Source organism: Kitasatospora sp. NPDC001603 (assembly GCF_040298365.1).
GTDB lineage: Bacteria > Actinomycetota > Actinomycetes > Streptomycetales > Streptomycetaceae > Kitasatospora.
Map to the genome: position 1 here is coordinate 1 of NZ_JBEPAA010000047.1, position 21,986 is coordinate 21,986.

Genomic DNA, 21,986 nt, shown 5'->3' on the forward strand with positions numbered 1-21,986 from the left:
GCTCTCCCGAGGTGGCGCGGTTGGGGGGGGGAGGGGTGGGGGCGGGGTGGGGTGGGGCGGGGTTGGGGTGGGGGGGGGGGCCCGGTGGACGACCGTCCACCGGGCCCCGCGCCGTGCACGGCCGTCAGCCGGTCGGCTGCCACTCGTGGGCGAGCAGCGACCAGATCTCGGAGTCCTGGTGGACGCCGTTGACCAGGTACGACTCCCGCATGACACCGTCCAGCCGCATGCCCAGCCGCTGCGCGAGCGAGCGGCTGCGGAGGTTGGTCGGGCTGGTGTGCCACTCCAGGCGGTGCAGGCCGCGGGTGGTGAACGCGTAGTCGACCAGGTGGCGGACGGCGGCGCCGACCAGGCCCCGGCCCTCGCCGGCGGGCTCCGTCCAGACGCCGATCTCGGCGACCCCGGCGACGGCGTCGAAGGAGACGAACATCGTGCCGCCGACCAGCGTGCCGTCCAGCCAGATGCCGTAGAGCCGGCCGGCGTCGGCGGCCTGCCGGTCGGCGTAGCCCTGCAGGGTGGCGCGGGCCGACGCCAGGTCGGTGGAGCGGTGGGCCCAGGTGATCCACGGGTTCATGTGGTCGCGGGCGCGGTCCATGTGGGTCAGGAACTCGGCGGCCTGCCACGGTTCCAGGGGGCGCAGTTCGGCACGGTCGGCGAGCGGGACGGCGAACATCGGCGGGCCTTTCGGGCGGGGCCGGGTGTGGGGGCGGGGCGCGGCCCGGCCGTTCCGGCATACATAACAAACGTTTGGTAGGTACCATACCGCCTATGACACCAGCCCGGGGAGACCATGAAGCCCGCCGCGAGGACGTCTCCGAGGCGGTCTGGCGGGTGCTCTCCTCACGCGGCTTCGAGGGGCTGACGCTGCGTGCGGTGGCCGCCGAAATGGGCGCCTCCACCGGTTTGTTGACGCACTACTTCCCCAACAAGCGGGCGCTCGTGGCACACGCCCTCGACGTACTGGACCGGCGTTCCCAGCAGCGGCCGCGCCGGACCGCGCCGGCGGACGGCAGCCCGCCGCCGCCCGCCGGACTGCCCAGGCTGCGGGCGGCGCTGCTCGACATCCTCCCGCTGGACGGGGCCGGCACGGCCGGCAACCGGATCTGGGTCGGCTCCTGGGACGTCGCGCTGGCCGACCCGGAGCTGGCCGCCGCGCACGCGGCCCGCTACGGGCGGGCGCGGGCGCTGCTGGCCGAGTCGGTGGCCGCCGCGCAGCGGCTGGGGGAGCTGCCGGACGGCGTGGACGCCGGGCAGCTCGCCGCGGGGGCGCAGGCCTTCGCGCTGGGGCTGGTGGTGCAGGCGCTGTTCGCCCCGGCGGAGTTCCCGCCCGAGCGGCAGGTGGCGCTGCTGGACGCCTATCTGGCGGGGCTGCCCGGAGCGGCCGCCGGTCGGGGTTGAGCGAAGCCGAGCGGGACCTCGCGAAGCCGAGCGGGACCTCGCGGCGCCGAGCGGGGCTTCGCGGCGCCGGGGACGGCCCGCGGCCGCCGTCCGGATCGGCACCGGAGGCGAGCGGCGTGGCGGCCCCGGGGGGTGTTGTCTGATTCGCCCGTTGTTTCCGTCCGGGCCGTACGACCGGTTCGTACCGGTGTTTCCCCCGGTGTCGTTTCCGCCCCCGCCACGACACGCATTGTCACGGGCTATGCGCGTTCGGTGCACGGGATTATCCGGCGGCCCGGCCGGGCAAAGCCCTCGCCGAGGGCGTGGCCTGCGGGAATTCGGTGCGGTGCCCCCAGCAGGATTCGAACCTGCGACCTACCGCTTAGAAGGCGGGTGCTCTATCCGCTGAGCTATGGGGGCGGGACGGACGGCGCCCTGATGGGCGTGACCGTTGCCGGGATCGGGCGACGAGCGCGCGGGGCGCCCGCTGTCCGGCCCCTGCCTGAGGGTGGGGTGGGGGTTGGCGGGGCCTTGCCCTGTCGGGGACAGGATAAGGGTGTCCAGAACCTCGGCCGGGTGTAACAACACCGTCGCGGGTGTGTCGGCTTCGGTGGAGCGGTCCGATAATCGCAGGTGACGGCCGTGCGTGCAGCGGTCTGGCCCGCTTCGGCGCCGGACGTTGTGCAGTCGTTACGGGGCTGCCGCCCCACCCGTTATGGATTCGGCACGGAGAAACTACCGGTCTCGGCGCGGGTGGGGGGCCGTATTCGGGTTCGTTCGGTCGGATGACGTGGGCGGACGGCCGGGCAGGCCACCCCTGGGGGTGCGCGGGTGCGGCGGGAAGCGGGGCGTTTGTTGTCATGGCCGCGTAGAGGTCAGGCCGAAAGTAGGACCGGAAGGGCCGAAATTCACCCCTGTGAGTGACACCGGTTTTCCACAGGGCCGACTTGTCCACAGGATTTCCGATCTGCCTGGTGCGGATTTCCCGGGAAGCGCACTCTCAACTCGCGCCGGTCGATTCCGTACGGTGCATCCGGGAGAACGGAGCGTGTTCTGTGAACGAGACCCAGGTGACGGTCATCGGCAATGTCGCGACCGAGGTGAGCTGCACGCGGACGGCGGACGGGGTGGCGGTGGCCAACTTCCGGCTGGCGTCGACGGAGCGCCGGTACGACCGGCTGCGGGAGGCCTGGGTGGACGGCGAGACGCAGTGGGTGACGGTGACGGCCTGGCGGGCGCTGGCGGCTCATCTGATCGGCTCGCTGTCGAAGGGTGATCCGGTGGTGGTGAGCGGGCGGTTGAGGGTCCGGGAGTGGATGGACGGTGAGGCGCGGCGCAGCAGAGTCGAGATCGACGCCCGGTCGGTCGGGCACGACCTCAGTCGTGGCACCGCCGTCTTCACGTGGGGTGCGGCCTCGCGGGCGGAGCCGGCCGAGGGTCGGGAGGTGTCCGTGGGCGAGGCGGTACCGGGCTGGATCGCGGACGCACTGCAGGCGCGGAGGGCGGCGGTCGGCCCGCCGGTGGCACCCCTGTTGGCGGTCGCCGGGGTCGGGGCGCGGGTGGACGGCGGGGGAACGGAGAGTGACGCCCTGGCTTCTTCGGTCTGACCGCCGACCGGTCTCAACTGTCGACAAATATGTTGATCGAGACGGTTGTTGTGCCCGCGCGTGCAAACACCGGACCGGTTAAGTGAAAGATCGGGAGTTTCTGGCTGATCGTCAGCTTGTGTGGATGATGGGAGCATTGATAACGATACAGATACGGAATCGTCCTGATTTCGCATGGGGGTTTGCGCGCCTCCCTGGCTCAATAGGATTCGTCTGGTTCACACACGTGCAGCGGCGCCACAGGGGGCGCGGCAATGCAAGGCGGGCAGCCCATCGGCATGGCCCGGCCCGGAGGGATCCCAGATGTTCCAGAGGCAGGGGCGGAGTCTTCCGCGCATAACCACTGTCATGCTCACGACCAGCGTAGCGCTGGGTGGGAGCCTGCTCGCAGCCGGTGCGGCGGCTGCGGCCGACGCACCGGGTGCGGGCGTCACGGCGGTGATCCAGCCGACCATGCAGAGCGAGGAGATCGCCATCGAGGGCGGTCACTCCGTTCAGGGCGGTCTGTTCACCCTCAAGACGGCCAACGGCGAGCTTCGTACGTACTGCATCGACATCGACCACCCGGTCAACATCGAGAGCAAGGTCGAGTACCAGGAGTCGGACTGGAAGTCGAGCTCGCTCGGCCGCAAGGAGAAGGCTCAGGACGCCGCCAAGATCCGTTGGATCCTGGAGAACTCCTACCCGCAGGTCACCGACCTCAAGAAGCTGGCCGACGCGGCCGGCATCAAGGACGGTCAGCTCACCGCCGACGACGCCGCCGCGGGCACCCAGGCCGCGATCTGGAAGTTCTCCGACGGCAAGAACGCCACCCCGGTCGACGCGCAGGCCAAGAAGCTGCGCGACTACCTGGTCAGCGACGCCAACAAGGGCATCGCGGCCGAGCCCAAGCCCTCGCTGAGCCTCACGCCGGACTCGGTGTCGGGCAAGCCGGGCAACAAGCTCGGTCCGTTCACCGTCAACACCAGCGCCTCCGAGGTGAAGCTCGCGCTCTCCGGCGACGCCGCGGACAAGGCGAAGCTGGTCGACAAGGACGGCAAGCCGGTCACCGGCCTGACCGGCCCGGTCGCCAAGGACACCCAGCTGTTCCTGGACGTGCCGGCCGGCACCCCGGACGGCACGGCCACGGTGACGGCCTCGGCCGAGACCGTCGTGCCCAACGGCCGGGTCTTCCTGAGCAAGGGCTACACCCCCGAGAAGCACAGCCAGACCATGATCCTGGCCGGCTCCACCAAGCTCAGCGTGGTGGACGCGGCCAAGGCCGCGTGGAAGGCCGGCAAGGGCCCGCTGCTGGACAGCAACGCCCAGGTCGAGTGCGACTCCAACGGCGTCCGCGTCAACGTCGCCAACGGCGGCGACGAGGCGGCCTCCGTGACCGTCGCACCGGGCAAGACGGTCACCGTTCAGCCCGGCAAGATGGAGAGCGTGCTGGTCCCGGTCAACGAGGACACCGCCTACGACATCAAGGTGACCGGCCCGAACGGCTTCACCAAGGAGTTCAAGGGCATCCTGGACTGCAAGGTCACCAGCGTGACCACGCCGACCGCCACCCCGTCGGCCGGCACCAGCGCCACGCCCACGGCCACGCCGACCCCGAGCGGTACCGGTACGCCGACCGCCGCTCCGTCCAGCTCCTCGGCGCACCCGGCCCCGGCCGCCAGCAGCCCGGCTCCCGGCACCACTGGCGGCCTGGCCGCCACCGGTGGTAACGACGCCACCCCGATCCTCGCCGCCGTCGCCGGTGGCCTGGTCGTGGCCGGCGGTGCCGCGGTCTTCGTCCTGCGCCGTCGCGGTCGCCACGGTCGCAGCGCCGCCTGAGGCAGCGCCGCACCGGTACTGAAGTAGTACTGAACGCAGTGAAGGGCGCCCGACCTGCTCCGGCAGGGCGGGCGCCCACCACCCGGCCCGGTCCCCCGCACTCGCTGCGGGGAGCCGGGCCGCGGTGCGTCCGGCGGGGCCGCGCCGAGCGGTGGTGGCCGGGGCCGGCGCGGGCGTCCGGGACGGGATACCCCAGTGGGGCAAGGCTGGCGGTTCGGGCTCTCGGCCGGGTGCGGCACAATGGAAGGCTGCAAGCCGAATTACTCCCGACGACGCCGGAGCGATCTCACGTGGCGGAATACATCTACACGATGCGCAAGGTACGCAAGGCGCACGGAGACAAGGTCATCCTTGACGACGTGACGCTCAGCTTCCTCCCCGGGGCGAAGATCGGCGTCGTGGGCCCCAACGGCGCGGGTAAGTCCACCGTGCTGAAGATGATGGCCGGCCTGGAGCAGCCGTCCAACGGCGACGCCTTCCTCTCGCCCGGGTTCACCGTCGGCATGTTGCTCCAGGAGCCGCCGCTCGACGAGACCAAGACCGTTCTGGAGAACGTCGAGGACGGCGTCAAGGAGATCAAGGGGAAGCTCAACCGCTTCAACGAGATCGCCGAGCTGATGGCCACCGACTACTCGGACGCGCTGCTCGACGAGATGGGCAAGCTCCAGGAGGACCTGGACCACGCCAACGCCTGGGACCTCGAAGCCCAGCTGGAGCAGGCCATGGACGCGCTGGGCTGCCCGCCCGGCGACTGGCCGGTCACCAAGCTCTCCGGTGGCGAGAAGCGCCGCGTGGCGCTCTGCAAGCTGCTGCTGGAGGCCCCCGACCTGCTGCTGCTCGACGAGCCCACCAACCACCTGGACGCCGAGTCGGTGAACTGGCTGGAGCAGCACCTGGCCAAGTACGCCGGCACCGTCGTCGCCGTCACCCACGACCGGTACTTCCTGGACAACGTGGCCGGCTGGATCCTGGAGCTCGACCGCGGCCGCGCGATCGGCTACGAGGGCAACTACTCCACCTACCTGGAGAGCAAGCAGTCGCGCCTCAAGGTCGAGGGCCAGAAGGACGCCAAGCGCGCCAAGCGGCTCCGCGAGGAGCTGGAGTGGGTCCGCTCCAACGCCAAGGGCCGTCAGGCGAAGTCCAAGGCGCGTCTGGCCCGCTACGAGGAGATGGCGGCCGAGGCCGACAAGATGCGGAAGCTGGACTTCGAGGAGATCCAGATCCCGCCGGGCCCGCGTCTGGGCAGCATCGTCATCGAGGTCGAGAACCTCAACAAGGCCTTCGGCGAGAAGGTCCTGATCGACGACCTGAGCTTCACCCTGCCGCGCAACGGCATCGTCGGCATCATCGGCCCCAACGGCGCCGGCAAGACGACGCTGTTCAAGATGCTGCAGGACATGGAGACCCCGGACTCCGGCACCGTCAAGGTCGGCGAGACCGTCAAGATCAGCTACGTCGACCAGAGCCGCGCCAACATCGACCCGAAGAAGACGCTCTGGGAGGTCGTCTCCGACGGCCTGGACTGGATCAACGTCGGCCAGGTCGAGATGCCGTCCCGCGCCTACGTCTCGGCGTTCGGCTTCAAGGGCCCGGACCAGCAGAAGCCGGCCGGCGTGCTCTCCGGCGGTGAGCGCAACCGCCTGAACCTGGCGCTCACCCTCAAGCAGGGCGGCAACCTGCTGCTCCTCGACGAGCCCACCAACGACCTGGACGTCGAGACCCTCTCCTCGCTGGAGAACGCGCTGCTGGAGTTCCCCGGCTGCGCCGTGGTCATCTCCCACGACCGCTGGTTCCTGGACCGGGTGGCCACCCACATCCTCGCCTACGAGGGCGAGAGCAAGTGGTTCTGGTTCGAGGGCAACTTCGAGTCGTACGAGAAGAACAAGATCGAGCGGCTGGGCGCCGACGCGGCCCGTCCGCACCGGGCCACCTACAAGAAGCTGACCCGAGGCTGACACCCAGCTGTCACAACGGCCCGGCAGACTGCCCCCCGGGGGGGCGGCCTGCCGGGCCGCGGCCCACCGGCCGTCACCCGCCGGCGGGTCACCGGACATCGAGGAGAACACCCGTGGCACGCCACATCTACGCCTGTCCGCTGCGTTGGTCCGACATGGACGCCTTCGGGCACGTCAACAACGTGGTCTTCCTGCGCTACCTGGAGGAGGCCCGGATCGACTTCATGTTCACCCAGGCCGCCGCGGCCGGTGCGGGGGAGTTCGCGGGCGGCTCGGTGGTGGCCCGCCACGAGATCGACTACAAGCGCCCGCTGGTGCACCGGCCCGAGCCGGTCACCATCGAGACCTGGGTCACCAAGATCGGCGGCGCCTCGCTGACCGTGTCGTACGAGATCAAGGACACCGCCGAGGACGGCACCGAGACGGTGTACGTCCGGGCGTCCACCGTGGTCGTCCCCTACGACCTGGCCGAGGGCCGCCCGCGCCGGATCAGCCCGGTGGAGCGGGAGTTCCTGGGCCGCTTCACGGACGACGACCGCGGCGCGGACGGGCACAGCCGGGACGGACGCAGCCTGGACGCCGCGGCGGCCTGAGCCCCCGGCCCGGACCACCACCCATCACCGATACACGGATTCGAGCTGAAGCGCGTTGACCCCCACCGCCGCCCTCGCCCTCGCCGACGCCGGGGAGGCCGCCGACCTGGGCGCCTTCCTGGTCCGTCTGCTGCGCTTCGACCGGGCGGCGGCGGTGCGCCTGCAGGCGGTGGCGAAGCAGGCCGGCGGCGACGGCGTGCTGGCCGTCTTCGGCCGGCTGCCGCTGGGGAGCTCCGGCGCGCTGGCGGTCCGGACCGCGCGGCTCGCCGGGCCGGTCGGGCCGGCCGACCGCACGGTCTCGGCGGGGCAGTTGCTGGACGGCCTGGACAGTGCCGGGAACACCGTGGAGCTGCCCGCGCCCGTGACCGGTCCGGCCTGGGCCGGCCTGTTGCCGCCGCGCTCCGGCTGGCGCCTGGTCGGCGAGCCGCCGGTGGCCGAGGTGTACCCCGAACTGATGGCCGGGGTGCGGGAGTTCCGTGAGCGCAGCGAGGCCGTCCCGGCGCACCACCGGACCCGTGCGGTGCTGGACGGGCTGGCCGACGAGATCTGGTCCCGGCCGGTGGGCGCCCTGCCCGAACTTCCGCTGCGCGCCGCGCACGCGGCCTATGTGATCGGGTTCCTCAAGCCGGGTGCGCCGCTGACCGTGCACCGCGCCGGTGGCTGGCTGCGGTTGAGCGCCCCGGCGGGGTCGGTGGCGGTGCGGACCGCGGCGGCGCCCGGGGCCGGGCTCGGGCTCAGCCCGATGCGCTAGACCCCGATGCGCTAGACCCCGATGTGCGGGGCCCAGGGCGCGGGGCCCCGGGCGAAGGGGCCCGGGTCAGCCCTCGGTGTTGACCATCGAGGCGGCGGCGTAGGTGAGGTAGTCCCACAGCTGCCGCTCGGCGTCGGCCGGCAGCGCCAGCTCGTCCACCGCGGCCCGCATGTGCTTCAGCCAGGTGTCGTGCGCCGCGCGGTCGACCCGGAAGGGCACGTGCCGCATCCGCAGCCGCGGGTGCCCGCGCTGCTCGCTGTAGGTGCGCGGACCGCCCCAGTACTGCATCAGGAAGAGCGTGAGGCGCTCCTCGGCCGGGCCGAGGTCCTCCTCGGGGTACATCGGCCGCAGCAACTCGTCCCCCGCGACGCCCTGGTAGAACCGGTGCACCAGTCGCCGGAAGGTCGGCTCGCCGCCGACCTGTTCGAAGAAGGTCTCCTCGCTGAGCGTGCCACGCCGGATCTCTTTCACCCGACCATGGTCGCAGACGGCGGCGGGGCCGTACACCGGGACCTGGGGACCAGGACCGGGGGCGTACGACCCCGCCGCCGTCAGCGTTCGGCTCAGGCGTCCTCCCAGCGGAAGAACCGCCAGGCGATCGCGGTGAGCACGGCGGCGAACGCCAGCAGCCCGCCCATGGTCGGCAGCGCGTCCATCACGCCGCCGCCCCGGGAGAGCACCGACTGCGCCGCGGTGACCAGGTGCTTGAGCGGCAGCGCCTCGGAGACGGCCGTCAGCCAGGTCGGCATGTCATCGGTCGGGAAGAACGAGCCGGACAGGAACGACATCGGCAGCACGATGATCTGCGAGATGCCGTTGGCCGCCTCCTCGGTCTTCGCCAGCGACCCGGCCAGCAGGCCGATCGACATGAAGGCGATCGTGGCGCAGACCACCAGCGGGATGATCAGCCACCAGTCGCCGGTGAGCTTCAGCCCGAAGAACGGCATGGTGGCGACGACCAGGAAGACGGCGGTCTGGACCAGGGCCGTCAGCACCGAGACGGCGATCCGGGAGGCCACGATCGACCCGGCGCTCACCGGGGCCAGCCGCAGCCGCCGCAGCACCTGCTTCTTCCGCCAGGACACCAGGGTCAGCGAGGCTCCGAACACCGCGCCGGTGGCCACCGCCCAGCCGAGCAGGCCGGGGGTGAGGAACTGGATCGGCTTCAGCGAGTTGTCCTCGACCTGGCCGGAGTCCAGGACGAAGGCGGCGGGCTTGCCGCTGGCGGCCTGGTTGGCCTGCTGGACGACCGAGTTGACGATGCCCTGGACGGAGCCGGCGCGGACCTGGTCGGCGGCGCTGAAGCGCAGCACCACCTTGCCGTCCGGGCCCTCCTTGATCATCGCGTCCAGGTCGCCCTTGCGGACCTTCTCCAGCGCGGCGGCCTCGTCGTCGCCGCGGCTGATCGTGAGGACCTTCTCCAGCGCGGCCCGGCCGTCGCCCTGCACCGAGTCCAGCACCTGGACCGCGCCGACCTGCGCCACCTTGGCGTGCGGGCTGGTCGCGCCCTTGAGCAGGGTGCCGAACAGCAGCAGGAACATCAGGGGGAAGAGGATCACGAAGAAGACGGCGGTGCGGTCCCGGAGGAAGGCGACCACCATCACCCGCGAGAGGCTGGCGAACGCGCTCACCCGCTCGCGCTCCGGCTGCCCGGCGGGCGCGCCGGCGGGTTCGGGCGTGCGCTGGGCCGGAACGGCCGCGTCCCGCGTGCGTTCGGCGCTCATGCGCGGTACTCCCGTCCGGTGAGCTGGAGGAAGACGTCCTCCAGGGTGGCGCCGCGGACTTCGAGTCCGCGCAGCGCGTTCTGCTCGGCCAGCACGGCGAGCACCGGGGCCGGGAGGCGGGTCGAGACCGAGAGCGAGACGCCGTCGTCCTCGACCGAGGCGATCTCGGCGCCGGTCGCGTCGAGCAGGTCACGCACCCGCTCGACGGTCAGCAGCCCCGACTCCACGCTGATCCGCACGGTGTCGTCGATCTCGCGGACCAGCGCGGCCGGGGCGCCGGTGCGCAGGACCTTGCCGTGGTCCATCACCGAGACGCGGTCGCAGAGCACCTCGGCCTCGTCCAGGTAGTGGGTGGTCAGCACGACCGTGCGGCCCTCGGCGTTGATGTCCCGCAGGAGGTCCCAGAGGTTGCGGCGGGCCTGCGGGTCGAGACCGGTGGTCGGCTCGTCCAGGAAGACCAGCTCCGGGTCGTGGGCCAGCGCGCAGGCGATCGAGAGGCGCTGGGCCTGGCCGCCGGACATCTTGTCGGTCATCACCCCGGCCGACTCGGTGAGGCCCACCCGCTCCAGCATCGCGTCGGCCCGCTTGGGGCCGACGCCGTAGAACGAGGCGAAGGTGCGGATCGTCTCCCGCGCCGTCAGTTTGTTGAAGAAGGCCGAGGCCTGGAACTGCACGCCGATCCGCGGCAGCAGTTTCGCGTTGCGCGGCCAGGGCGCCATCCCCAGCAGTTCGATCCGGCCCTCGTCGGGCTTCCGGATTCCCTCCAGAATCTCCAGTGTGGTCGTCTTCCCGGCGCCGTTCGGGCCAAGGATCCCGTAGAACTCGCCGACCTCGACGGTGAGGGACACCCCGTCGACGGCCTGCACATCCCCGTACCGCTGACGGATTCCGTCGGCGGATATAGCTGCAGTCATGTGGCCTGAGCGTAGGGGTACACGGGGGGTGCTGGGGAGACCGGGCGGACGTGATTTGAAGATCATTTTGCCGGGCCGCCGGACCCCCGACCAGGGGTTCGGACCGTGCGTGTACGGGGTGACGGGCCACTGCGCGCGGTGGCGGACGCCGAGGGGCCCGGGCGGGAGCAGACTCCCGCCCGGGCCCGGGCGTCAGGGACCCGACCCCGGGGTCAGGCGCGGTGCAGGGTGATGGTGGTCCACGCCCCGATGTGGATCCGGTCGCCGTCGTTCAGCGGGACGGCGGTGTGCGGGGTGAGCGACTCGGTGCCGCCGTTCATCGTGGTGCCGTTGGTGGAGTCCTGGTCGACCAGCACCCAGCTGCCGTCCGACTGTTCGGCGAGCAGCGCGTGCTGGTGCGAGGCGCCCGGGTCCTCCGGCGGGACGGAGAGGTCGATCTCCGGCACGGTGCCGCGGTGCTGGCTGCGCCGGCCGATCCGCAGCTGGCCGCGGCCGGTCAGCGGGATGCGCCGCTCGGGGCAGTACGGGGGGAAGAAGAGACCCGCGGCCTCCGGACCGCTGCGGGCCATCATGTCGGTGAAGTAGTCGCGGTCGGCCGAGACCACGGCGATCCAGTTGGTCCGGACCGGCTCGGGCTGCGCGCCCTGGTACGGCGGCTGGTGCGCCTGCTGCTGGGCCTGCTCCGGCTGCGGGGCGGGCTGGGGCGGCTGCGGGACCTGCTGGCCGTGCGGGTGCTGCTGCGGAGCCTGCTGCTGGACCTGCTGCGGCTGCGGGGCCTGCGGCGGCTGCGGCAGGACCGGCGGGGCCAGGTTGAACGAGGTGCCGAACTCGGCGCCGCGCCCGTTCGGACCGGGCTGGGCGTAGACCGGACCGGAGTCCTCGCGCGGCCGCTCCTGGTAGGGCTGCTGCTCCTGGTAGCCGGACTCCTGGTACGGGGCCTCCTGGTAGGGCTGCTCCTGGTGCGCGGCCTCCTGGTAGGGCTGCTCCTGGTACGCCGGCTCCTGGTGCCGTGCCTCCTGGTACGGCTCGCCGCCGAGCTGCGGGTAGCCGTAGGCGGGCCGCTGCTGCTGGGCGTGCGGCGGCTGCGGTTGCTGGGCCGGCGGCTGGGGGCCGCCGTACGCCGCCGGGATGTTCAGCGGGTCGGGTCCGGGCCCGCCCGCCGGTGCCCCGCCGGTCGGCGGGGGCTGGCGCCGCGAGGGCGAGGAGAGGTCGTAGTCGTACCCGCACTCCTCGCAGAACCGGCCGGTCTGCGGGCTGCGGCAGATCGGGCAGACCACCAGGCCCTCGGTGAGGTCCGGGAAGCCCTGCGCGCCCGGCGGGACGGCGCCCGGGCCCGGCTGCTCGGGGCGCGGCTGCACCGGCCCGCCGAACGGCGCGCCGCCGTGGCCGGGGTACCCCTGCCCGCCGTGCGCCCCCTGCCCGCCGAAACCGTCGTGCCCGCCGTGACCACCGTGCGCCGCCGGTGCCCCGGGCGCGCCCGGGTGGGTGCCGGGCGGCGGCGGGATCGGCGGTGGCGGTGTCATCGGAAAGCCGCAGAAGTCGCACCAGTCCTCGGCCTGCGACTCGTGCCCCCTCGGGCAGATCGGCATCAGGTCCCCCCTCGATTTCCAGCCAGCTGGGGCAGCGTCCGGCCGGGCCGCGGCCCCACCGGTACTTCAGCGGTCATTTCTTCACACGGACGGTTTTGGTCGACCGGGTCTCAAGGGTCATCGAGTCGGCCTCACTCACATTCTTACGGAACCGAACCGTACCCTCCTTCGGGTCGACCACGTCCACCACCTTCTGCAGCAGCTTGAAGGTGCCCTCGTTCCCGGTCGCGTGGGCGATCCGGACGGCGGCGCCGAGCTTGGCGGTGGCGCGGTCGACGTCCCCGGCGCGGTGCGCCTCCAGGCCCTCCTGGATCGAGGAGGCCAGCTCGGCCTGCCCGGTGTAGTGGGCGACCTGCGGGCTGATCCGGGTGGACGAGGCCAGGTCGTCCGTCCAGACCGCCTTGACCAGGCCCTGCGACAGCACCTCGGGGGTGCTCCCGGTCTGCGGCGGCAGGACGAGGCTGATCCGGGCGGCGAGCATCTCGTTGCCGACGGCGGCGGCCGGGACCTCCACGCAGACGTGGTAGTCGCGGCTCTCGTCCCCCCAGGAGCCGGTCGGGTAGTCGCCGGCCCGCGGCCCGGCCTCGGTGCGGCGGCCGGTGAGGTCCTCCACGGTGGGGGCGACCTGCTTGACGAAGGTCACCACGGCGTTGGCCGGCGTCCAGATCCGCAGCGCGACGTCGGCGACCTGCTTGCCCATGGCGCCCTCCATCATGGAGCGGAAGTCCTCGGCGAGGCCGGACGGTTCGGCGACGATGTCGACGGTGCCGAGCAGCGCGGAGGAGATCCGGCGCAGTTCGTCCACCCGCCAGTCGGTGCCGACGCCGCGGCAGTCGGCGGTGAAGTGGCCGGTGACGCGCTCGATCACGCGCTCCAGGTCGGCCGCCGACTCGTGCTCGTTCTTGCCGTCGGTGAGCAGGATGGCGTGCCGGATGGCGATGTCACGGCGGGTCAGGAAGAGCGCGTCGGCCTTGGCGAGCCAGGTGCTCATGGCGGTGCCCCCGGCCGCGCTGAGCCGGCGCAGCGCCTCCTTGGCCTGGGCCCGGGTGGCCGGCGAGGCGGTCGCGAGGCCGCCGTCGCCGGGGAAGATCTCCCGGGCCTCGTGGGTGCCGGCCACCACGGCGAAGGCGACGCCGTCGCGGACGGTGTCGATGGCGGCGGCGGTGGCCTCCCGGGCGCCGCGCATCTTGCTGGCCGGGTAGTCCATCGAGCCGGAGCAGTCCACCATGATCACCACGGCGGCGGAGTGCGCTCCCGCGTCCAGCGGCCCGCTGTCGGTCACCCCGAGCGGCCGGCCGCCGGAGGTGCCGCCGCCGGTCGCGGTGACGGTGACGATGGCGTTCACCTCGCGGGCGCCGTCGGCGAGGAACGCGTTCTGGAAGATCTCCACGTCGAACCTGGGCAGGTTCGGCTTAGCCAGTGTTGCCATGGGCCGGTGGCTCCCGTCGGGTGGTTGGATGGTGCGAACGGTCGGTGGGGTGGGCCGCGGCAGGGCGTCAGCCCAGCGGCGGCTGCGGCGGGACGCCGGGCCGCGCGGGGGGAGCCGGCGGGGCCGGCGGCAGGGGCGCGGCGGGCGAGCCGATCACCGGCAGGTCCGGCAGCGTCGGGTCGTGGTCCTCCTCGTCGTCCGCCGGTCCGCCGACGGGGGCGGCGGCCGGGCGGAGCACCGGCAGGTCCAGGGCGGTGGCGGTGCGCTCGTCCTCGGCGTCCGGCCACGCCGCACCGGCCAGACCGGTCGGCGGGTCGATCGGCAGCACGGCGACGGTGATGTTGTCGTGCCCGCCGGCCGCGACCGCGAACTTCACCAGCGTCCGGGCGGCGGCGAGCGGCTCGGTCCGGGCGTCCTGGCGCACGTAGAACGCGAGGTCGGTGGCGGCCTCGGCGTAGTTCCAGAGGCCGTCGGTGCAGATCAGCAGCACGCCGGGGACGTGCGGGGTGAAGTCCAGGGTGTGCGGGACGACCTCCTCGGCGTCCGCGCCGAGCCAGCCGGTGATGGCGTGGGCGCGCGGGTCCGCGTAGGCCTCGGCCTCGCCCATCAGCCCGGCCTCGACCATCCGGGCGGCCCAGGAGTCGTCCTGGGTGAGCCGGAACGGCTCGGCGGCGACCCGGTCGTCCGGGATCCAGTACGCCCGGGTGTCGCCGACCCAGCCGATGGTGACCCGGCCGCCGGAGGCTATGGCGCTGACGTAGGTGCAGGCCGGTGCGTTGACGTCGGGCCGGGCGGGTGCGCCGCCGTCCTCGGCGAGCGCGGCGACGGCGGCGGCCGCGTCGGCGATCGCGTCGCGCATCGCGGCCTCGGGGTCGCGGCCGGCCTCCAGCGCGGTCAGCAGGGATTCCGACGCCGCGTCGACGGCGGTCTCGGAGGCCTGGTCGGGCCGGTCGGAGGAGGAGACCCCGTCGCAGACCACGGCCACCACGACCGGCTCGCCACCGGGCAGCGAGGTGGCGGCGACGGTGAAGGAGTCCTCGTTGCGGTGGTGGCGCAGACCGCGGTCGCTGACCCCGGCGACGCCCCCGAGAGCCTTCTCCATGTGGTCGCGCGGGCGCGGCTGGGCGCCCCCGCAGGCCTCGCAGTAGCCGTCGGAGGTGACCTGCGGCAGGCCGCAGTGCACGCAGCCGGGGCCGCCCTGGGCGGGCACCGCCGCTCCGGGCGCGGCGGCGGGGACCACCGGCACCGGCACGGTCGGCGCGTGGTCCGCCCCGCCGGCGCCCTGGGCGGCGGACCAGCTCGCGGGCATCGCGCCCGGAGCCGGACGGCCGTTCCGGCTCGCCCCGCAGGAGCCGCAGTACGCGTCCTCCTGGTCCAGCGGCTCGGAACAGCTCTGGCACACGGTCTGCTGCGGCATTGCTACACCCACGTTCTGGGGCGGGCGCGGTTGGCCCGCTCCACCATCTCGATCCTGATCTCGGCCCGGTCGGCCAACCGGGCGAGTACCCGGTAGGACTGTTCCAGTGCGAGCCGCAGTTCCCGGTCGGCGGCCGGCCGTCCGAGGACGGTGACCTCGCCGGTCGTCGCGGTCCCACCGGTCCCGTCCGCCCCGCTCGCCCCGGCCGTCACGCCCGCCTGCCCGGCGCCGCCGGGCGAGCCGGCGGACACCCAGCCGAGCGCGCTGTCGAGCACCTCGACGGAGAGCTCCTCGCGGGTCCGGTCGTCGAGCCGCAGGGCGGTCAACTGCTCGGAGCACGCGCCGAGGTCGGCGCCGAGCGGGTCGGTGGCGGGCCGTCCGCGCAGCCGGGCCCGGACGGCGGCGATCCGGGCGGCGGTGAACTGGCTGGAGGTGGCCGGTACCGACTCCAGCGCCCGGACGGCGCCGGGGCGGTCCCCGTCGGCGAGGCGGACCCGGGCCAGGCCGAAGGCGGCGCTGAGGTAGGCCTGGTCGGTCGTCCACACCAGGCGGTAGAACTCGGCCGCGTCGCCGCCGTCGCCGAGCAGTTCGGCGCAGATGGCGAGGGCGAGCTTCGGGGCGGACTCGCCGGGGAAGGCGTCGTAGACGGCGTCGAAGGCCTCGGCGGCGGCCCGCAGCCTCGCCTCGTCGGGTTCGCCGGGGGACCCGGGACCGGAGGAGCCGCTGACGGAGTCGACCAGGGCGACGAGGCCGCGGTACCAGACCACCCGCCAGTCGTCCGGGTGGTCCTTCTCCAGGGCGGCGAGCATCCGGTCGGCGTCGGCGCGGCTGCGCAGTTCCAGGTGGGCGCGCAGTTCGCGCAGCCGGCGCTCGGTGGAGACGGCGGGGGCGCCGGCCAGCGCGGCGAGCGCCTCCGCCGGGTCGGCGGCCAGCAGGGCGGCCAGGAAGCCCGCGTTCGGGTCGTTCGGGTCGACCCGGGGGACGGGCAGCGCCAGGGCGGCGGCGGCCGGGTCCAGCGCGGTCACCCGCAGCTCGCCGCGGCGCACCGCGGGGAGCACCAGATCGGTGTCGACCACCCGCAGTTCCGGGCCGAAGAGGGTGGAGAGGGCGGGGCGGGGCCGCTGGTCCTGGAGCGCCAGCACCTCGCGGAGCACGCCGGTGAGCTGGTCGGCCATCTCCTCGGCGGAGCCGAAGCGGCGGGCCGGGTCCGGGTCGGTGGCGCGGACCAGGAAGCGGTAGTAGGACTCGTACTCGGCGAAGGCCGGCACCGACTCCGGCCCGGGCAGGCTCTCCCGGTAGGTGGTGCTGTAGCCCTGGAAGTCGAAGGTGAGCACGGCCAGCGTGCGGGCCACCGTGTAGAGGTCGGAGGCGGGGGAGGGGCCGTCGGTGGCGATCTCCGGGGCCTGGTAGCCGATGGTGCCGTAGATCGGGCCGTCGTCGTCGAGGCGGCGGACGGCGCCCATGTCGATGATCTTGAGCGCGTCGCCGCTCTGGATCACGTTGTCGATCTTGAAGTCGCAGTAGACCAGGCCCCGGCTGTGCAGGTACCCGAGCGCCGGCAGCGCCTCCAGCGCGTACGCGATGCCCTGTTCCACCGGCAGCGGCAGCCGCCGGCCGTCCGGCGCCCGGCGCTCGTTGGCGATGTCCTTGAGCGACTTGCCGCCGACGTACTCCATCACGATGTAGCCGTCGGTGGAGCCGGTGCGCAGGTCCGGGTGCTCGGCGAAGTTGATGATGCGGACGATGTTGGGGTGGTCCACCTCGGCGAGGAAGCGCCGCTCGGCCACGGCCACCGCGAGCGCGTCCTCGTCCCCGGTGTCCAGCAGGCCCTTGAGGACCACCCACTTGTCGTTGACCCGCCGGTCGATGGCGAGGTAGATCCAGCCGAGCCCGCCGTGCGCCAGGCAGCCGACCACCTCGTACTGCCCGCCGACCAGGTCCCCCCGGCGGAGCTTGGGCGTGAACGAGTACGGCGTGCCGCACTTGGTGCAGAAGCCGTCGGGGCGCCCCGGCCGGCCGTTCTTCTCCCGGCCCACCGGGGTCTCGCACTTGGAGCAGAACCGCTTGCGCTCCGGCACCTCCGGGTCGGCCAGCACCGCCGCCGTCGGATCGGCCGCCGGCACGGTCGGCACCGTCACCAGACCGGCGCCGAGCCGGTGGCGGGTGCCCGCGCTGACGCTGCCCCGGCTGCTGCGCACCGAGACCGAACGGCCGCTGCCGGTCCGGGTGGAGCGGTGCGAGCGGGAGCGGCCGGACAGCGAGCGGGACGAGCCGGTCCGGGAGGAGCGCGCCGAGTCGGGGTCGACCCGCGCGGACGGCACGTACGGCTGGGTCAGTCCGGTGTCACCGCCGGGGGCGGTCAGGCCGCACTCGTCGCAGTACCCGTCGTCGTCGATGGTGCCGGCGCACTCCCGGGGGCAGGGCGAGCCGGGGCCCGCCGCGGCGGTGCCCACCGGGGCGGCGGAGCCCGTCGAGGGGGAGCCCGTCGGGGCGGCGCCCGCCGGGGCGAGCCCGCACTCGTCGCAGTAGCCGTCCGCGTCGATCGTCCCGTCGCCGGTGCACTCCGGCCGTACGCACGCCTGCGCCATGAACCTCAGCCCCCCAGTCCGTGTTGCTGTGTCTGTCCGTCGACCGGCCCGGCCCCGGGCGGCTCGGCCTGCGCCGGCCGCAGCGACTGCTGGAAGCGGGCCACCGCGCCGGCCGCCGCCCGCAGGTCGCAGGGCGCGCTCCAGAGCAGCCAGCGGGCCTTCTCGTAGCGCTCGATCACGACCGGGTCCTCGGCCACCCGCAGCCGGGCCGCCATCGCCTTGTACGCGTCCAGGCGCCCCCGCAGCTCGGAGCGGACGGCCAGCGGCTGGGTCACCTCGGTCAGCGACTGCCGGGCCCGGCCCAGCTCCTTGGCGGCCGCGTCCTCCAGCGCGTCCAGCAGCGGCGCCAGCCGGTGCCACTGGCCGCTCTGGCGCAACTCCAGGGCCAGCACGATCTGTTCGCGCAGCGCCGAGGCCGGTCCCGGCACGGCCGGCACCTCGGTGGCGGCTATCTTCGCCAGCACCTCGCCGCGCGCCCGGCGGGCCTGCGCCAGCGTGGCGTCGGCCCGTTGCAGCAGGTCGCCGACGCCCTGCAGCCGTTCCTCCGCGTCGTCGCGCAGCCGCAGCAGGTCCTCCAGCTCGACCCGGACGCCGTCCAGCGCCCGGCCGGCCCGGTCGAAGCGCTCGGTGTCCACCACGCCGGACGGCGTGGCGAGCGCGGTGCCGTCCGGGCGGGTGCCGCGCTGGGCCGGTACCCGGGCCGGGCGCCAGAGCGCCAGCGGGTCGCCGCGCACCTCGGTGCGCAGCTCCGTCAGATCGGCTTCGAGCCCGGCCAGGTCGTCGCCGAGCGGGTGGTTGCCGGTGTGCACGCCGAGCGAGGCCGCCAGCGTCTGCACCCGGCGCAGTTCGGCCAGCAGCAGGTCGATCCGGGCGGGCAGCGCCGACCAGACGGCGTCGGCGGCGCTCACCACCTCCAGCACGGTGGCGTACCAGGAGTTCATCCTGGTCATCAGGGAGTCCAGGCTGACCCGCTCGACCAGCTTGGCGGGTGCGCCGAGCAGCTGCGGGCCGTCCGGCACCGCGCCGCCGGGTACGGTGACCGCCTCGCCGGTGAGCAGTTCGCTCAGCTCGGCGAGTTCGGCCGCGCCCGGTCTCGACCGGCGGGCGCGCACCGCGCGGGCCGAGGCCAGCGCCTCCGAGTAGCGGTCGAACAGCGACCAGAGCAGCGGCAGGCCCTGCCCGGCGACGGACCAGCGCTCCTGCGTCCGCCCGGTCAGCGCGGCGCCGTCGAGCAGCCGCAGGCCCGCGTGGTCCTGGAGCGAGAGCAGCGCCGACTCGACCGCGTCGCGGTCCGCGCCGAGGCGTGCCAGCGCACGGTCGACCTCCTCCCGGCTCAGTACCGGGCCAGCGGAAGCTGCCAACGCCCTCTCTCCTTCTCTGTCCTGGATCGTTCTCGCTGCCCCGGACCGATCCGCCCCGACCCTAGCCTGTGGCCGCGGGGCCGGACCGGGGCCGGGCGCCGACGGGCCGTCACCGGGCCGTCATCGGTTCCTCAGGGGGTGCCGGGGTCGTGCCGGGCCGGTCAACGCTGCGCCGGCCAGTAGTGCTCGGCGTCGTTCAGCATGTACGGCTTGAGCCAGCGGTCGTACGCCGCCCGCCACGCGCCGCTCGCGTGGTAGTCGGCGAGCACCTGGTTCACCCGGGCGGTCAGGTCGGTGCTGGTCTTGAGCATCGCGACGCCCATCACGGCCGGCCGGACCTCGCCGTCGACCAGCCGGACGGTCTGGTCCTGGGCGGCCTGGCTGGCCGCGAGGCCGTCGTCGGTCATGGTCGCGTCGACCTTGCCGAGCTGCATCAGCACCAGGCAGTCCAGGTGGTTCTCCACCGAGACGATCTTCGCGACCTTCGGACGGGACTTCAGCTCGTCCTCGGCGGAGGAACTGGTCGCCGCGCAGACGGTCTTGCCGTCCACCGCCTCGTCGATCGTCCTCGCGGCGGACGCCTTGGGGACCACCACGCGCTGGCTGGTGTTGAAGTACGGCTTGGAGAAGGCGATCTGCTGGAGCCGGTCGCAGGTGATGGTCATGGTCCGGACGATCAGGTCGACCCGGCCCTCCTGGACGAACTTGACCCGCTCGGCGGTCGGGACGGCCTTGAGGGTCACCTTGTCCGGATCACCCATGATCGCGGCGCCGATCGCCCGGGCGAGGTCGATGTCGAAGCCCTCGATCTGGCCCGTGTTGGGGTTGCGGGAGCCCCAGCGGAAGCTGTTCTGGTCGACGCCGATCACCAGGCTGCGCTTGGCCTTGACGGCCTTCACCGCCGGGCCGTCCTCGCTGCTCGGCGGCACGCTCTGGTAGACGTCGCAGTCGTTGCCGGCCTGCTCCTGCCGGGGCGCCGTGGCCGGCGCGGCGGCGCCCGCCGACAGCACCGCGCCCTGCGGGCCGCCCGCGCCGAGCACCGCCGCGCAGCAGGCGAGCAGCGCCACCGCGGTGGCCGATCCGGCCCGTACCGTTGTCCTGCCCATCGTGTCCGTCCCCCTTCTACCGGTACTCGGCCAGTCGCCGGCCGAGGCCGCGCAGGGCCGCGGCGGCGGCCACCAGGGCCAGCACCGCGACCGCCGCGGCGGCGGTGCGCAAGTCCTCGTCGGTGCCCTCGGCGGCCCGCTTGAACTCCTGGAGCTCGGTCGCGGCGGCCTGCGCCAGCCGCTGGTCGGTGGCGTTGAACGCGGCGTCGGAGGTCTTCGGCACGTCCGCCTCCTTGACGGTCACCGTGGCGTCCAGCGCGCCCTGGTAGTCCGCCTCGACGTTCTCCAGGTTGCTCGCCGCCTGGTGCCGCTCGCGCCACTGGTCGTACTGCCGCATGGCGTCGAGGATGGCCGCGCCGGCGTCCTCGGGCGCCAGCCGCCGGGCCTCGGCCAGGGTGCCGGCCGTCCCGGGGCGACCGGTGCCGGAGCTGAAGAGGTGCTCGGTGGTCTTCGTCCAGAGGTCCGCGTACTGCGTGCTGGAGCCGCGGGCCACCAGGTGGAGGTTCTCCGCCAGCCGGGCGGTCAGCACGTCGACCCGGGCGGCGTTGAGGGCCTTCAGCGGGTTGGCGCCGTCGATCTGGCTCTTGCGCAGCGTGGAGTTGGCGCCCGTCCCGGCCACCGTCAGCCAGAGCACCGCGGCCAGTACGGCGGCGGTCGAGCCGAGCAGCCCGATGTTGAAGACCCGGTTGGTCCGCCGGTACAGCGTCGTCTGCACCCAGACCAGCGCGGTGAGCGTCACCACGCCCAGCCCGTACGCGGCCCAGGGGATGGACTGCGCCTCGGCGTAGTCGTCCGCCAGCGCCTGGTTCTCGGCGGCGCTGAGCTGGGCCGCGGCGGGCAGCAGCACGGTGCGCATCTGGTCCGAGGCGTGGCGCAGGTAGGCGCCGCCGAGCGGGAAGCCCTGGCGGTTGTCGGCCCGCGCCGTCTCCACCAGGCCGGCGTACACCGGGACCTGCTGGTTGAGCGTGGCGAGCCAGCCCTGGGCGGGGGAGGAGGTGGTGGTGCGCGCCGCGGCCTCGGCGATCAGCCGGGACGCCGTCGCGAGGTCCTGTTCGTAGCGGTCCCGGACGGCCTTCGGCTCGGCGCCGGCCAGCAGGAAGCCGGTGGCCGCCGTGGTGTCCGCGTCGGCCAGTGAACGGTGGATGTCGGCGGCCGCCTGGCTCAGCGGCTGGCTGTACGAGACCACCCGTTCCGCCGCCTGTGCGCGGGAGTTGACCTGCCAGGCGGTGAGCGCGCCGAAGGCCACGGTGAGCACCGCCAGCAGCGCTCCGGCCAGCCGCAGCCGGCCCGGTGCCGTCCGGGTGGCGCGGCGCAGCCGGCCGAGCGGGCCGGTCTCCCGGGCCGCGGCCGTGCCGCCGGGCCGCGCCGGCGCCACCGTGCGGGGCCGCTCCGTACGTACTGGTGTCGCCACCGGCCTCACCCTCCCCTGTGGCCGGCTCCGTCATCCGGGGCCCGGCCGTTGCCAGCAGTATGGCCGTCACTCCCCGCGGCCACACCCGACTTGCGCCGATCTTGAGCATCGCGGGGGCCCGGTCCCGGGCCCCGCTCCGCGGGCACTGCTGCGATCACTGGTACGAGTGCGGCCGACCACGGGGTCGAGCCCTGCCGGCGGCCGCCAGGGCTCGCCGGGGTCCGTCGCCCCGGTGCGCGGGGCGGGTCGGTGATCGGGTCGACGCGGGATGCACCCTATGCGGTTCCCCGGACAGTCGGAGGGGAGGGGTCCGGTTGTGCCGCCCCGGTCTCCGGAAGGGCCGTCC

At 73.6% G+C, this 21,986-nt stretch carries 17 protein-coding genes and 1 tRNA gene; 6 read left to right on the forward strand and 12 right to left on the reverse strand.

The window, feature by feature from the left end:
• Positions 1-124: 124 nt before the first annotated feature.
• A complete protein-coding gene (locus ABT263_RS26005; protein WP_352293824.1) occupies positions 125-673 on the reverse strand; it encodes a GNAT family N-acetyltransferase in 549 nt (182 codons plus the stop codon).
• Positions 674-768: 95 nt separating this feature from the next.
• Between ABT263_RS26005 and ABT263_RS26010 the strand changes: the two genes are divergently transcribed.
• Positions 769-1,398, forward strand: coding sequence for a TetR/AcrR family transcriptional regulator (locus tag ABT263_RS26010; protein WP_352293826.1), 630 nt, complete (start codon positions 769-771; stop codon positions 1,396-1,398).
• A 326-nt stretch (positions 1,399-1,724) separates the two neighbouring features.
• On the opposite strand, the gene ABT263_RS26015 is transcribed toward ABT263_RS26010, so the two are convergent.
• Positions 1,725-1,797, reverse strand: a tRNA-Arg gene (locus ABT263_RS26015).
• 635 nt (positions 1,798-2,432) lie between these two features.
• Between ABT263_RS26015 and ABT263_RS26020 the strand changes: the two genes are divergently transcribed.
• The 5 genes from ABT263_RS26020 to ABT263_RS26040 all read left to right on the forward strand — a co-directional run bounded on the left by ABT263_RS26020 (position 2,433) and on the right by ABT263_RS26040 (position 8,101).
• Complete coding sequence (locus ABT263_RS26020; protein WP_352293828.1) at positions 2,433-2,984, forward strand: single-stranded DNA-binding protein; 552 nt, start codon at positions 2,433-2,435, stop codon at positions 2,982-2,984.
• 348 nt (positions 2,985-3,332) lie between these two features.
• Positions 3,333-4,802, forward strand: coding sequence for a Cys-Gln thioester bond-forming surface protein (locus tag ABT263_RS26025; protein ID WP_352293830.1), 1,470 nt, complete (start codon positions 3,333-3,335; stop codon positions 4,800-4,802).
• Between the two features lie 290 nt (positions 4,803-5,092).
• Positions 5,093-6,757, forward strand: a complete 1,665-nt coding sequence (ettA, locus tag ABT263_RS26030) for an energy-dependent translational throttle protein EttA (RefSeq protein ID WP_352293832.1) — start codon at positions 5,093-5,095, stop codon at positions 6,755-6,757.
• A gap of 113 nt (positions 6,758-6,870) precedes the next feature.
• Positions 6,871-7,350 (forward strand): acyl-CoA thioesterase, encoded by a 480-nt coding sequence (locus ABT263_RS26035; RefSeq protein ID WP_329489926.1) that lies wholly within the window; start codon positions 6,871-6,873, stop codon positions 7,348-7,350.
• 55 nt (positions 7,351-7,405) lie between these two features.
• On the forward strand, positions 7,406-8,101 hold the full coding sequence (locus tag ABT263_RS26040) for a DUF8185 domain-containing protein (protein ID WP_352293834.1): 696 nt from the start codon (positions 7,406-7,408) through the stop codon (positions 8,099-8,101).
• Between the two features lie 66 nt (positions 8,102-8,167).
• On the opposite strand, the gene ABT263_RS26045 is transcribed toward ABT263_RS26040, so the two are convergent.
• The 10 genes from ABT263_RS26045 to ABT263_RS26090 all read right to left on the reverse strand — a co-directional run bounded on the left by ABT263_RS26045 (position 8,168) and on the right by ABT263_RS26090 (position 21,640).
• A complete protein-coding gene (locus ABT263_RS26045) occupies positions 8,168-8,572 on the reverse strand; it encodes a globin (protein ID WP_352293836.1) in 405 nt (134 codons plus the stop codon).
• Between the two features lie 92 nt (positions 8,573-8,664).
• A complete protein-coding gene (locus ABT263_RS26050) occupies positions 8,665-9,825 on the reverse strand; it encodes an ABC transporter permease (RefSeq protein ID WP_352293838.1) in 1,161 nt (386 codons plus the stop codon).
• The gene (locus ABT263_RS26055; protein ID WP_352293840.1) at positions 9,822-10,739 is read right to left on the reverse strand and encodes an ABC transporter ATP-binding protein; all 918 of its coding nucleotides are present in this window, start codon (positions 10,737-10,739) and stop codon (positions 9,822-9,824) included. The genes ABT263_RS26050 and ABT263_RS26055 overlap by 4 nt, the downstream gene beginning before the upstream one ends.
• Before the next feature lie 212 nt (positions 10,740-10,951).
• A complete protein-coding gene (locus ABT263_RS26060; RefSeq protein WP_352293842.1) occupies positions 10,952-12,328 on the reverse strand; it encodes an FHA domain-containing protein in 1,377 nt (458 codons plus the stop codon).
• 73 nt (positions 12,329-12,401) lie between these two features.
• Positions 12,402-13,757, reverse strand: a complete 1,356-nt coding sequence (locus tag ABT263_RS26065) for a vWA domain-containing protein (protein WP_352293844.1) — start codon at positions 13,755-13,757, stop codon at positions 12,402-12,404.
• A 67-nt stretch (positions 13,758-13,824) separates the two neighbouring features.
• Complete coding sequence (locus ABT263_RS26070; RefSeq protein ID WP_352293846.1) at positions 13,825-15,174, reverse strand: PP2C family protein-serine/threonine phosphatase; 1,350 nt, start codon at positions 15,172-15,174, stop codon at positions 13,825-13,827.
• A 2-nt stretch (positions 15,175-15,176) separates the two neighbouring features.
• Complete coding sequence (locus ABT263_RS26075) at positions 15,177-17,762, reverse strand: serine/threonine-protein kinase (protein ID WP_352293848.1); 2,586 nt, start codon at positions 17,760-17,762, stop codon at positions 15,177-15,179.
• A 5-nt stretch (positions 17,763-17,767) separates the two neighbouring features.
• On the reverse strand, positions 17,768-19,123 hold the full coding sequence (locus ABT263_RS26080) for a hypothetical protein (protein ID WP_352293850.1): 1,356 nt from the start codon (positions 19,121-19,123) through the stop codon (positions 17,768-17,770).
• A gap of 161 nt (positions 19,124-19,284) precedes the next feature.
• Complete coding sequence (locus ABT263_RS26085; RefSeq protein ID WP_352293852.1) at positions 19,285-20,229, reverse strand: glutamate ABC transporter substrate-binding protein; 945 nt, start codon at positions 20,227-20,229, stop codon at positions 19,285-19,287.
• Between the two features lie 16 nt (positions 20,230-20,245).
• On the reverse strand, positions 20,246-21,640 hold the full coding sequence (locus tag ABT263_RS26090; RefSeq protein ID WP_352293854.1) for a GlnX family signal transduction membrane protein: 1,395 nt from the start codon (positions 21,638-21,640) through the stop codon (positions 20,246-20,248).
• Positions 21,641-21,986: the final 346 nt, after the last annotated feature.

What these genes read in the sequence shown, in the direction of transcription:
- ABT263_RS26055 (WP_352293840.1), bottom strand. Translation starts at nt 10,739, where the DNA reads ATGACTGCAGCTATATCCGCCGACGGAATCCGTCAGCGGTACGGGGAT.
- ABT263_RS26060 (WP_352293842.1), bottom strand. Translation starts at nt 12,328, where the DNA reads ATGCCGATCTGCCCGAGGGGGCACGAGTCGCAGGCCGAGGACTGGTGC.
- ABT263_RS26075 (WP_352293848.1), bottom strand. Translation starts at nt 17,762, where the DNA reads ATGGCGCAGGCGTGCGTACGGCCGGAGTGCACCGGCGACGGGACGATC.
- ABT263_RS26070 (WP_352293846.1), bottom strand. Translation starts at nt 15,174, where the DNA reads ATGCCGCAGCAGACCGTGTGCCAGAGCTGTTCCGAGCCGCTGGACCAG.
- ABT263_RS26065 (WP_352293844.1), bottom strand. Translation starts at nt 13,757, where the DNA reads ATGGCAACACTGGCTAAGCCGAACCTGCCCAGGTTCGACGTGGAGATC.
- ABT263_RS26085 (WP_352293852.1), bottom strand. Translation starts at nt 20,229, where the DNA reads ATGGGCAGGACAACGGTACGGGCCGGATCGGCCACCGCGGTGGCGCTG.
- ABT263_RS26005 (WP_352293824.1), bottom strand. Translation starts at nt 673, where the DNA reads ATGTTCGCCGTCCCGCTCGCCGACCGTGCCGAACTGCGCCCCCTGGAA.
- ABT263_RS26010 (WP_352293826.1), top strand. Translation starts at nt 769, where the DNA reads ATGACACCAGCCCGGGGAGACCATGAAGCCCGCCGCGAGGACGTCTCC.
- ABT263_RS26025 (WP_352293830.1), top strand. Translation starts at nt 3,333, where the DNA reads ATGCTCACGACCAGCGTAGCGCTGGGTGGGAGCCTGCTCGCAGCCGGT.
- ABT263_RS26050 (WP_352293838.1), bottom strand. Translation starts at nt 9,825, where the DNA reads ATGAGCGCCGAACGCACGCGGGACGCGGCCGTTCCGGCCCAGCGCACG.